Source organism: Pseudoalteromonas sp. UG3-2 (assembly GCF_037120705.1).
Lineage (GTDB): Bacteria > Pseudomonadota > Gammaproteobacteria > Enterobacterales > Alteromonadaceae > Pseudoalteromonas.
This window is the reverse complement of the sequence record NZ_JAWLJU010000002.1, coordinates 15,076-27,105: the sequence shown is the minus strand read 5'-3', so window position 1 is coordinate 27,105 and position 12,030 is coordinate 15,076. Positions and strand designations below refer to the sequence as shown.

8 protein-coding genes are annotated in these 12,030 nt (G+C 48.3%); 1 reads left to right on the top strand and 7 read right to left on the bottom strand.

The genetic code is table 11. The annotated features are described in order from the left end of the window. The first annotated feature begins 7 nt into the window (after positions 1 to 7). Positions 8 to 814, top strand: a complete 807-nt coding sequence (locus R3P39_RS03425; protein WP_336565647.1) for a substrate-binding periplasmic protein — start codon at positions 8 to 10, stop codon at positions 812 to 814. Positions 815 to 866: 52 nt separating this feature from the next. On the opposite strand, the gene purF is transcribed toward R3P39_RS03425, so the two are convergent. From purF to R3P39_RS03390, 7 genes are all read right to left on the bottom strand, one after another. Next, entirely contained in the window at positions 867 to 2,399 is a 1,533-nt protein-coding gene (purF, locus tag R3P39_RS03420; RefSeq protein WP_336565645.1) for an amidophosphoribosyltransferase, read from the bottom strand. Positions 2,400 to 2,417: 18 nt separating this feature from the next. Further along, entirely contained in the window at positions 2,418 to 2,912 is a 495-nt protein-coding gene (locus tag R3P39_RS03415; RefSeq protein WP_336565643.1) for a CvpA family protein, read from the bottom strand. Positions 2,913 to 2,973: 61 nt separating this feature from the next. Further along, positions 2,974 to 3,585, bottom strand: a complete 612-nt coding sequence (locus R3P39_RS03410) for an SPOR domain-containing protein (RefSeq protein WP_336565642.1) — start codon at positions 3,583 to 3,585, stop codon at positions 2,974 to 2,976. A 61-nt stretch (positions 3,586 to 3,646) separates the two neighbouring features. Then, positions 3,647 to 4,906 carry a bifunctional tetrahydrofolate synthase/dihydrofolate synthase gene (gene folC / locus R3P39_RS03405; RefSeq protein ID WP_336565640.1) on the bottom strand — a complete coding sequence of 420 codons (1,260 nt, stop codon included), beginning with the start codon at positions 4,904 to 4,906 and terminating at the stop codon, positions 3,647 to 3,649. A 26-nt stretch (positions 4,907 to 4,932) separates the two neighbouring features. Next, positions 4,933 to 5,808, bottom strand: a complete 876-nt coding sequence (gene accD / locus R3P39_RS03400; protein WP_336565638.1) for an acetyl-CoA carboxylase, carboxyltransferase subunit beta — start codon at positions 5,806 to 5,808, stop codon at positions 4,933 to 4,935. 135 nt (positions 5,809 to 5,943) lie between these two features. Beyond that, a complete protein-coding gene (gene truA, locus R3P39_RS03395) occupies positions 5,944 to 6,738 on the bottom strand; it encodes a tRNA pseudouridine(38-40) synthase TruA (protein ID WP_336565637.1) in 795 nt (264 codons plus the stop codon). 197 nt (positions 6,739 to 6,935) lie between these two features. Continuing rightward, positions 6,936 to 11,897, bottom strand: coding sequence for a FimV/HubP family polar landmark protein (locus R3P39_RS03390; protein ID WP_336565636.1), 4,962 nt, complete (start codon positions 11,895 to 11,897; stop codon positions 6,936 to 6,938). Positions 11,898 to 12,030 lie beyond the last annotated feature (133 nt).

Genomic DNA, 12,030 nt, shown 5'->3' with positions numbered 1-12,030 from the left:
TCATTGTATGCTAATCACACAACAACAAGGAAACCGGTTATTCACCACAAACATGTTACTGAAAACCCTAACCCATTTATTAAAGTTCAGCTTAGTTGCCAGCTTACTCCTGTGGACACAAGTATCCCATGCCCAGCAGCTGACTTTGGTCAGTAGCGAAGGCCCGCCCCATACCATAAACCACCCCACCTATAGCGGCATCGATTTGGACGTGGTAAAGGCGGTGCTAAAACGCATGGGTCACGAGGTAAAACTGGTATTTGTGCCACTGGGCCGCGCTGAAGTATTGGTAAAAACGGCAGCAGTGGATTTAATGGCGCCGATTTTTCAGTCACAAGATGAAGATAACTTTTACATTAGCGAGCCTATTGTTTCCTATAAGCCTATGGTGTTTTCGCTCAAAAAGGCGCAGCTAGCACCTCAAACCATTAGCGACTTAAGTGATTACGCCGTGATCACCTTTCAAGGAGCACCTGGCTATTTTGGCGAAGAATTTGCGGCAATGGCAGAGCAGGCTGACTACGTTGAGTCGCCGCGAATGGCGATCATTCCACGCATGCTGAGCATGGATAGATTTGATTTTGCCGTGTTAGATAAGTACATCTTTTATTACTTTTATCGCCAACACGACAAAAAGCGTTCATTGGAGCGCTTTCAAGAGCACCCGTTAATTGCTCCTGTGGATGCCAGTGTGGCGTTTAAAGATAAACAGCTACGTAATGACTTTAACCGCGAGTTAAGGCGCTTCAAGCAAGGTAAGCAGTACCAGGAAATCGTCAGCCACTATTTAGGCACTCTACCCGGGTCGCAATAACAAAAAACCCAAGCCAAGCTTGGGTTTTTTACATCTACAACGCACTCAAACGTTAATCGTTGTCGGCGTTTTCCGTTTCTTGATTATGTAGCTCTAGGCTTGAAGACATGGCTTGTTCACGGGTTGATTTCGCCGAGTCATTACGCAGCTCATCAACGTAGTTCAAGTATTCTTGATCAACATCGCCAGTAATGTATTGGCCATCGAATACCGAGGTCTCAAAGCACTTGATCTCAGGGTTTTCTTGACCCACTGCTGCCACTAAGTCGGTGATCGATTGGTAAATTAAACCATCTGAGCCAATACTGGCGTTAATGTCTTCCACTTCACGACCATGGGCGATCAGCTCAGACGCCGACGGCATATCAATACCATAAACATTGGGGAAGCGCACTTCTGGCGCCGCTGAGGCGAAGTAGACGTTTTTAGCGCCGGCTTCACGGGCCATTTCAACGATTTGTGCCGACGTGGTACCACGTACAATGGAGTCGTCCACTAACAGTACGTTTTTACCCGCAAACTCACGGTCAATGGCGTTAAGCTTACGACGCACTGACTTTTTACGCATCTCTTGCCCTGGCATGATGAAGGTACGGCCAATGTAGCGGTTCTTTACAAAACCTTGGCGGTACGGTAAACCCAGTACTGAAGCGATTTCTAGGGCAATATCACAGGACGTTTCAGGAATTGGGATCACTACATCGATGTCTTTGTCTGACCATTCGCGGGCGATTTTCTCACCTAACTTAGTCCCCATGTTTACGCGGGTTGCGTACACCGACATGTTATCGATGTTGGAGTCTGGACGAGCAAAGTACACAAACTCAAAGATACATGGCGCCAACATGGTTTTTTCAGCGCATACTTGTGAGTAAAATTGGCCATCTTCGGTGACGTAAATGGCTTCGCCAGGGGCAACGTCACGGACAAATTCGAAGCCATCAATCGCTAGTGCCACGCTTTCCGAGGCAAACATGTACTCAGTGCCACGTTCAGTTTCTTTTTTACCGAACACCAAAGGACGAATACCGTGTGGGTCACGAAACGCTAAAATGCCGTGGCCAATGATCATCGCAATACTGGCGTAGCCACCAGACACCATTGCAATTACGTCGGTTACCGCACGGAACATGTCTTCAGCGTCTAACTTCATCTTATCGGTTTTGCCCAGCTCGTGCGCTAGAATATTCAATAAAATTTCTGAGTCAGAAGTGGTGTTCACGTGGCGGCGAGCTTGTGAGAACAGGCGCTCTTTTAGGTGCTCGGCATTGGTCAAGTTACCATTGTGTGCCAGAGCAATACCAAATGGGGAGTTAACGTAAAAAGGTTGCGCTTCAGCCGAGCTCGATGAGCCTGCTGTCGGATAACGCACGTGACCAATACCAATGTTACCTTGCAACCGCTTCATGTGTCTGGTGTGGAATACATCCTTCACCAAACCATTGGCCTTTCTTAGGCTAAACGTATTGTTGTCAATGGTAATGATACCCGCCGCATCTTGACCGCGGTGTTGCAAAACAGTTAAGCCGTCATAAATCGCCTGATTTACAGGAGAAGTTCCGACTATCCCAACGATACCACACATTAAAAATTTCCTCGCCGATTAACGGTTTACTGAATTTAAAAAGCTGGAGTTATGTTCTAGGTAGGAAAAAAACCATTCTATCACAAAGCCAAATTCAGGTATTAAATTTGATGACTTCCACCACTGCGTGCTCGGGGCACTGGTAAAGGCATCAAGGAAAAAGAGTAAGGCGCTCACGACCAACACACCTCGAAGTCCACCGAAGACAATGCCAAAGATCCTATCGGTGCCTGAGAGCCCAGTTCGTTGAACCAGCTCGCTCAGGACATAATTAACAAGCCCACCTAACATCAAGGTCGCAATAAAGAGTATGGCTATTGCGGCTGCATTTCTTAAAAGGGGTTCTGAAATGAATGTAAGGAAGGTTGCAAGATATTGGTAGAAGATACTGGAGATAAAAAAGGCGCCGATCCATACGACGAGAGACATCGCTTCTTTGACAAAACCACGCAGTAAGCCAAAGAGTGTCGACAAACCAATAATACCAGCAATGGCGTAATCAACCCAGATCATAGTAACCAATAAGTCGTTAATGTGGGGCGCATTCTAAAAGGTTTGGCGGCTAAATGCCAGATCATTTTGTCACTTCAAACTGGGTTAAACGCCCTTGCAACTTAGTTAACTTCTTTAGTGCTGGTAACTTAGCTTCCAGTTCGGCTTTATTTAAATCTGGCCCAACAAACACTTTGGTGAGGGTGCCATTGGCGGTTTGTATTGGCTTGGTAAAGGTTTTAAAACCGTTGTCTTTGAGTTTTTTGGTCAGTGCCGCAACGTTCGATTTATGAGAAAAGCTTCCCAATTGAACCACATACGCCATTTGGCTGAAATTAGAGTCCGCAGGACGAGTCAGCTTGGCCACTTCCACCGTGTCATTACTGCTCACCGATTCTGACTGGGCGGTATCTGTCTCAGAGCCCTCAGCATTTTCAGTCGTGGTCGCTGCAAGCTTATCGTCATCTGGCGTTGCCTCTTCAATAACCGGTTGCGGCAACTCAGGAGCGGCTTCGGCTTTAGCATCCACTTTGCTTTGCAAATCGATGGTTTTGAACTCAGGACGCTCAGGAATAGCTTGAAACCCTTCTTTATAATGGACCTTTTCACCGTCGAGGATATTTGGAATAAATATCACCGCTGCCACCACCACGATACTGGTTCCAACAAGTCGATTAATAAATACTGAGTTCACTGCGTTACTCTCTACTAATAATGATAGCAACCGCCCTAATTAAGAGTGGTTGCTGTTGCGGTTATTTATTTTGCCAGTATTGGATGGCTGCTGCCACCGTAAAAAATGAGCCAAATACAATCAATGCTTGGTCGTTACTTAACTGCGCAAGTTCACTCTCTAGTGCGGTCTCAACGTCACTGTATTGTGCCACAGGCTGCTTGGTATCAAGCAAAGGTAATAAGTGTTCGGCACGCTCTCCCCGTGGGCCCGACAGCGAGGCAAGACTCCACTTATCAATATAAGGGGAAACGGCATCCAATACGCTGGCCTTGTCCTTATCCGCAAGCATAGCGACTAAGGCATGAACTTTAAAGCCTTTTTGCTGCAGTTGTTGCAACTTAGTTGCCAAATAGCGGGCCGACTCAGGGTTGTGTGCAACATCGGTGTACACTAACGGCTCATCACTTAATTGTTGAAACCGCCCTTCTACTTGCAGCTGGGCCAGTTTTTCTATTACCACCTCTTTGCTTGGTAACAGCCTAAGCTTTGCCAACACAGTTAGCGCAGTGGCGGCGTTTTGCGCTGGGATCGTAGGCTTCAGTAATTGCCAGTCATGGTCTTGATATTGCCAGCGGAAGTGCTCATCTGTGGCACTAAAATGAAAGTCACGTTTAGACAGCACCATATCGGCGCCAATTTCCTCGCCATAGTCGGTGACCGTATGTGGTATGGCTAAGTCTCCGACAATCGCGGGAGTATTCGCTCTAAAGATACCGGCTTTGTCGTAGCCTACCAATTCGCGGGTATCGCCTAAGTACTCTTTATGGTCGAGATCGATGGTGGTGATCACGGAAGCATAGGGGGTGACGATGTTAGTGGCGTCATAACGTCCGCCAAGTCCCACCTCAAGCAGCACAAAATCAACCTGGCAGCGTTTAAAAATATGTAACGCGCCAAGGGTACCAAACTCAAAATAGGTCAGTTCGGTGTCTTTTCTGGCGTCATCGAGAAATTTAAAAGCATCAATATGGTAGTTATCATCAAGCTCTGCGCCATCGACGCGCACTCGCTCGTTATAACGGATAAGGTGAGGCGATGCATAGGTGCCTACGCTATAACCTTGTGCTAATAATAATGCTTCAAGGCAACGGGCAGTGGTGCCCTTACCATTGGTGCCACCAACGAGAATGATTTTACTAAAATCATCAAGCAAGCCGGCTTGTTTGGCCACCGCAGCAACACGCTCAAGGCCCATTTCAATGGCCGCAGGATGAATGGCTTCTAAATAACAAAGCCAATCATCAAGGCTCGATGATTGGCTAGGCTGTTTAACTGTCATAGGATGAGTAGCTCAATTAAAAAATTTTACGCTACTCTATGCTCTTGTTCGGTGGATGGCAAGTCCATAAACTTAGCCAAAATACGCGCTAAGGTATCGCGCATTTCGCGGCGGTCGACAATCATGTCAATGGCGCCGTGCTCTAACAAGAACTCACTGCGTTGGAAACCTTCTGGTAAGGTTTCACGTACCGTTTGCTCAATAACGCGCGGGCCTGCAAAACCAATCAGTGCTTTTGGCTCTGCAACGTTGATGTCACCAAGCATCGCTAGTGACGCCGATACCCCACCCATGGTTGGGTCGGTCAGTACTGAGATAAATGGCAAGCCACGTTCACTCATTTTTGCCAATGCAGCACTGGTTTTTGCCATCTGCATTAACGACATCAAGGCTTCTTGCATGCGCGCACCACCAGAAGCCGAGAAACAAACCAGTGGCATGTCGTGCTCTAAACACTCATTTACAGCATCAACAAAACGGGCACCCACTACCGAGGCCATTGAGCCACCCATAAAGGAAAATTCAAACGCCACAGCAGCAACTGGAATGCCTTTCACACGGCCTTTCATGGCTACTAGTGCGTCTTTTTCACCGCTTGACTTTTGCGCCTGAGCGATACGATCCGAGTATTTTTTCGAATCTTTAAACTTCAGCACATCTTGCGGCTCGTGTTCTACACCCAGCTCTTGGCGATCGGCATCATCTAAAAAGCTTTCTAAGCGCTTGCGCGCCGTAATACGCATATGATGATCACACTTAGGGCAGACGTTCAGTGACTTTTCTAACTCTGCCTTGTATAGGATTGAATCACAATCTGTACACTTTGCCCAAACCCCTTCTGGGATCTCTTTCTTACCAGAAGACTTAGTGGTTTTAGGTAAGATCTTTTCTAACCAACTCATTTGCAACTCTCTATCGTGCTTTATTCTGTTCCGTCAGCAAAGACAGACAACTTTTCCCAATTAAATCATGATTTAGTTATCTACGATATAAAAAACTGGTCTTAAGAGTAACGCCTAAGGCTTTTGTATGACCTGTTAAAATAACTCATCGGGTAAAAATAATGGCCCTAATGGCATTTTATCAATTTGCCACTGCTCAGGATAATCAACATCCACCAAGTACAAGCCGTTGGGCTTAGCGGTGGCACTAGCCAGTGTGCGGTCTTTGGCGGCCAGTAACTCCGCCATCCAGCCTGGCTCTTGTTTGCCCATACCAATGTCCAACAAACACCCGGTGATATTGCGTACCATATGATGCAAAAAGGCATTGGCTTTAATATCAATCACAATGTATTTGCCAATGCGCTCTACCTCGAGGTGCAATATGTTGCGAAATGGCGTGTTCGATTGGCAGTGAACCGCACGGAATGAGGTAAAGTCTTGCTCTCCAATCATCACCGGACAGGCTGCTTTCATGCGCTCTACGTCTAATTCATGATGGAAATGGGTTACGCCACTACGTAAAATACCAGGCCGATATGGATGATTATAAATGACGTAGCGATAGCGCCTCGCCGTTGCAGAAAAGCGCGCATGAAATTCAGGGTCCACTTGTTTGGCAAAACGCACAGCAATGTCATCTGGTAGCTGCGAGTTCATGCCTAGCGTAAACGCACTCATATCGCGCTCGGCATGAGTATCAAAATGAATAATTTGTCCGGTAGCGTGAACCCCGGCATCGGTGCGACCAGCACAGGTAATATCAACGTGGTGATTACAAATATTCGACAGAGCGCGCTCTATTTTTTCTTGCACACTGCTAACGTGGCTTTGTCTTTGCCAACCACTGTAATTTGCACCATTATATTCAATGCCTAACGCTACTCGCATAATTGTTCTGTCGCACCCTGAGTAAAAGCGCCATTTTATGCGATTGCCTGCGTGAATAAAAGCACAAGCTGAGATAATCCGCATTGCTGCCGCCAATCGTTCACGGCAAGCGACAGAATACTCTTTGATTTATACCAATAAAAAAGCAGTGATCTAGGATGAGATCACTGCTTTTAGCTGTTTGCGATTACGACGTACTAAGAAGTACTGAGCTTTTCTTTCAGCGATTGTGCTTCTGCTTGCACCGAGTCGGGGCCGTTATCAATCACATCATTAAGGGTACTCATGGCCGCATCATAGTCTTGAATTTCCATGTAAGCTTTGGCTAGGTCGAGCTTGGCGGCAAAGCCTTCATCTTCGAGATCAACATCGGTGGTGTTTTCACCCGCCAACAGTTCATCAAAATCCCCCAAACCGACATCCATATTAGCGCCAGTGTAAGGTTCAACTTCCGGTTCCTCGTCATCGCTTTGTTCGAGTAACTCTTCAATTTCTAAGAAGTCTTCGTCTGCGGTCGCAGCATCGCTATCCGCAGCTCCCTCATCAGGCTCAGCCACTTCGTCTTGCAATAAGCTATCAAAGTCAACCTCGAAATCTTGGGCTTCTGGCTGCTCAAAGTCTTCAGGCTCCTCCAACTCGCTCAGCAAAGAATCAAAGTCTTCTTTGCTAAACTCGGCCATAAACTCACGTTCGACTTCGGCTTCATCCACCTCCGGCACATCATCGGGTGCTTGCTCAGCATCAAGAAGCTCATTATCTTCTGCAATGGAATCAGCCAGTTCGTCTACTTCAAGCTCAGCCTCATCGTCGAGGCTTGGCTCTTCCTCTGCAGTCGGCTCTTCTGGAGCTACTTCGCTGTCGTCAGCAGCGTCTTCTTCTGTGAATTCTGGGAAGTCATCGCCGAGCTCTGCCTCGTCATCAAGAGTTGGTTCTTCCTCTGCAGCCGGCTCTGCTACAGTCGCCTCGTCTTCGTCAGCAGCGGCGTCTTCTTCGGTAAATTCTGGGAAGTCATCGCCGAGCTCAACCTCGTCATCAAGGCTTGGTTCTTCCTCTGCAGCTGGTTCCTCTAGAGTCGCTTCGTCTTCGTCAGTTGCGGCGTCTTCTTCGGTAAATTCTGGGAAGTCATCGCCGAGCTCTGCCTCGTCATCAAGAGTTGGTTCTTCCTCTGCAGCCGGCTCTGCTACAGTCGCCTCGTCTTCGTCAGCAGCGGCGTCTTCTTCGGTAAATTCTGGGAAGTCATCGCCGAGCTCAACCTCGTCATCAAGGCTTGGTTCTTCCTCTGCAGCTGGTTCCTCTAGAGTCGCTTCGCTTTCGTCGGCGGCGTCTTCTTCTGTGAATTCTGGGAAGTCATCGCCGAGCTCAGCCTCGTCGTCAAGGGTTGGTTCTTCCTCGGCTGTCGGCTCTGCTGCAGTCGCTTCGCTGTCGTCAGCGGCGTCTTCTGTGAATTCTGGGATGTCTTCGCCGAATTCAGCCCCGTCATCAAGGGTTGGTTCTTGCTCGGCTGTCGGTTCCTCTAGAGTCGCTTCGCTGTCGTCAGCAGCGTCTTCTTCTGTGAATTCAGGGAAGTCATCGCCAAGCTCAGCCTCGTCGTCAAGGGTTGGCTCTTCCTCGGCTGTTGGTTCCTCTAGAGTCGCTTCGGTGTCGTCGGCGGCGTCTTCTTCCGTAAACTCAGTGAGATCATCATCTAGCTCGTCTTCAAGCTCTAAGTCTCCCAGTTCGTCATCGAAATCGCCTTCAATATCAAAGTCGTTGTCACTGGCGAGTGCGTCTGATAACGCTTTTTCCGTACCACTGGCTTCACTGTCTAGATTATCCTCATCACTAATGTCTAACTCAGGATAGCTATCCAGTTCGGCACTGGGTTCGATATCGTCTTCTTCAGGAAGTTGTTCTTCTTCAAGTAGATCAATGTCTTCACTGAGAGGATCGTCGCCTAGCTCAATTTCGACTTCCTCTTCAGCAAAATCGTCCTCTAAATCCGAAGACTCTAGCTCTTCCTCAGCCTGAAGTTCTGCCAGCAGTTCATCCACGCTTTTAAGATCTGGGTCTTCAAATTCTTCAGTTTCATCGGCTTGAACGTTTTCATCATTGAACTGCTCTTCGTCTTCCAACATGCCCGACAAATGGTCACTGTCTAGAGACGATGGCTCTGGCTCACTATCTTGCTCTGCAGGGCTCTCATTTTCAGCAGACTCGTCACTGTCTTGCTCAGGTTCCGCTTCGGTTTCTTCTTCAAGCAGATCATCAATGTCGTCGCCTGCTAGGTCGTCACTTTCTTCTGGTGACTCAGGCTCAGCATCCGTTTCTTCTTCAAGCAAATCATCAATGTCGTCGCCTGCAAGGTCGTCACTTTCTTCTGGTGACTCAGGCTCAGCATCCGTTTCTTCCTCTAGCAAGTCGTCAATGTCATCCCCTGCTAGATCGTCACTCTCTTCTTGTGACTCAGACTCAGGCGCGGCATCGGTTTCTTCCTCTAGCAAGTCATCAAGGTCATCCCCTGCTAGGTCGTCACTCTCTTCTTGTAACTCAGACTCAGGCTCAGCATCCGTTTCTTCTTCAAGCAAATCATCAATGTCGTCGCCTGCAAGGTCGTCACTTTCTTCTGGTGACTCAGGCTCAGCATCCGTTTCTTCCTCTAGCAAGTCATCAAGGTCATCCCCTGCTAGGTCGTCACTCTCTTCTTGTGACTCAGACTCAGGCGTGGCATCCGTTTCTTCCTCTAGCAAATCGTCAATGTCATCCCCTGCTAGATCGTCACTCTCTTCTTGTGACTCAGACTCAGGCGCGGCATCGGTTTCTTCCTCTAGCAAGTCATCAAGGTCATCCCCTGCTAGGTCGTCACTTTTTTCTGGCGTCTCAGACTCAGCATCCGTTTCTTCTTCAAGCAAGTCATCAAGGTCATCCCCTGCTAGGTCGTCACTCTCTTCTTGTGACTCAGACTCAGCATCCGTTTCTTCCTCTAGCAAGTCATCAAGGTCATCCCCTGCTAGGTCGTCACTCTCTTTTGGCGTCTCAGACTCAGGATCCGCTTCTTCATCTAGCAGCGCATCAATGTCATCGCCTGCCAGCTCATCGCTTTGTTCTTCCAGCTCCGGCGTATCGTCTTGGGCTTCATCGAGCAGCTCATCAATGTCGTCGCCTGCCAGCTCATCACTTTCTTCTTCCAGCTCCGGCGTGTCGTCTTGGGCTTCATCGAGCAGCGCATCAATGTCGTCGCCTGCCAGCTCATCGCTTTCGTCTTCCAGCTCCGGCGTATCGTCTTGGGCTTCATCGAGCAGCGCATCAATGTCGTCGCCTGCCAGCTCATCACTTTCTTCTTCCAGCTCCGGCGTATCGTCTTGGGCTTCATCGAGCAGCGCATCAATGTCGTCGCCTGCCAGCTCATCACTTTCGTCTTCCAGCTCCGGCGTGTCGTCTTGGGCTTCATCGAGCAGCGCATCAATATCGTCGCCTGCCAGCTCATCACTTTCTTCTTCCAGCTCCGGCGTATCGTCTTGGGCTTCATCGAGCAGCGCATCAATGTCATCGCCTGCCAGCTCATCACTTTCTTCTTCCTGCTCCGGCGTATCGTCTTGGGCTTCATCGAGCAGCGCATCAATGTCATCGCCTGCAAGCTCATCGCTTTGTTCTTCCAGCTCAGGCGTATCGTCTTGAGCTTCATCTAGCAAAGAATCAATGTCATCGGCATCAACTAGATTTTCGCTATCGAAATTGCCGTCAAATTCTGGCTCATCATCGAGGTTACCTTCGAGAATATCATCGATATCATCATTGGAGGCAGTATCATCCCCCCCTTCTTGCTCGTCGGCTAACTCTTCACTTAACGCAGCGAGGGCATCGTCGCTAACATCAATCTCTTCATCCTGCGATTCATTAAATAAATCATCGAGATCGTCATCGCTGAGTATATCGCCATCATCTTTTTCTTCGCTATCAACATCCAATGCCACTTCATCGCTTGAATCATCGTCGAAGTTTTGTTGCATAAAGTCGTCATCGTCGTTGTCATCATCAAACGAGATGTCTTCGTTGAGCAGGCTGTCGAGCTCATCTTGATCCAGCGAGTCATTGCCTTCTTCAAAATCGTCATCCAATGAATCAAAGGTGATGTCATCGTCCTCAGGCAAGATGTCGTCATCCAGCTGGACGCTGCCACCAAGCGGATCTTCATCGTTGCCATCGCTGATATCCAGCGGATCAGGCTCAGTTGCAGCGGCTGCACCTGCAGTGGCAGCGGCGGCAGCAGGGGCTGCAGGTGATTGCGGTAAGAAGTCGTCGTCATCATCGCTATCTGCTTTGGCGGTGTTTTTTCTCCGTAAAAACATCACTAGGCCAGCGATGGCCAGCAAGGCGGGTAAGGTTGCCAGCAGTGCAATTCCAAGCGGGGATGTGAAAAACGCGGATAAGCTGCCTTCTTGCTCTGCCTCGGCTTTAGCCGCCTGCTGCTGGGCAATCATTTCATTTTGTAGGTCAATGACAGACTTCAGTTGTTGTTGTATTTCACTGTCTCGGCCAAGCTGCGTACGCACAGACTGCAACTCGTTGGTAATATCCCCCAGTTGCTGCTTCAGTTTCGTGTTTTCGGATAGGATCTCTTCGACATTGCGTACGGATGACTTAAACTGTTTCTGCAAGTCCAGCAAACGCATGTCTTGCTCCATTTTGAGCGAGCGTAACTGGTTGGTTAAATCTTCACGGGCTTGCTCAACATCCACTTTACGAGCCTGAGTGACACGCTTTTCTGCGGCATTTATATCACTGGTTTGGAGTTGGCCGTTGCGTTTCATCTCCCATAACTTGTCGTCTTGATCGGATTTTTGTTTAGCCAGCTCAGGGTTAACGCTACGAATTTCTGCCAGCGTCGGAATTTGTAGATAAGCGCCATCGCGCATGTGGTTTAGGTTTTTGTCTAAAAAGGCGGTGGGGTTTTTATCGTACAGCGCCTTCATCACCTGGTAAATAGTAACGGATGAGCCATCGGGGCGAACTTTTTGGGCAATGCGCCATAAGGTGTCGGTTGGTTTTATTGGACCGATAGAGCGACCCTGCGCGCCATAATCAACCCCTTTCGGGCCCTTTAACACCGTCCCCTCTTCAGAGTGAAGTGGTGTGGCAACCAATGCAAAGACAAAGATACTAAATAAGGCTAAACCGCGCATGCCGATCCTTTACTCATATGTTCAACACTCGTTAAACGACATTTATTATTATGGCTCTGAAGCAAGCTCTATTCCAAATGCAAACTATAAACCAGATATGCCGGAATATCCATTGCAACGTATTGAAAGTTAA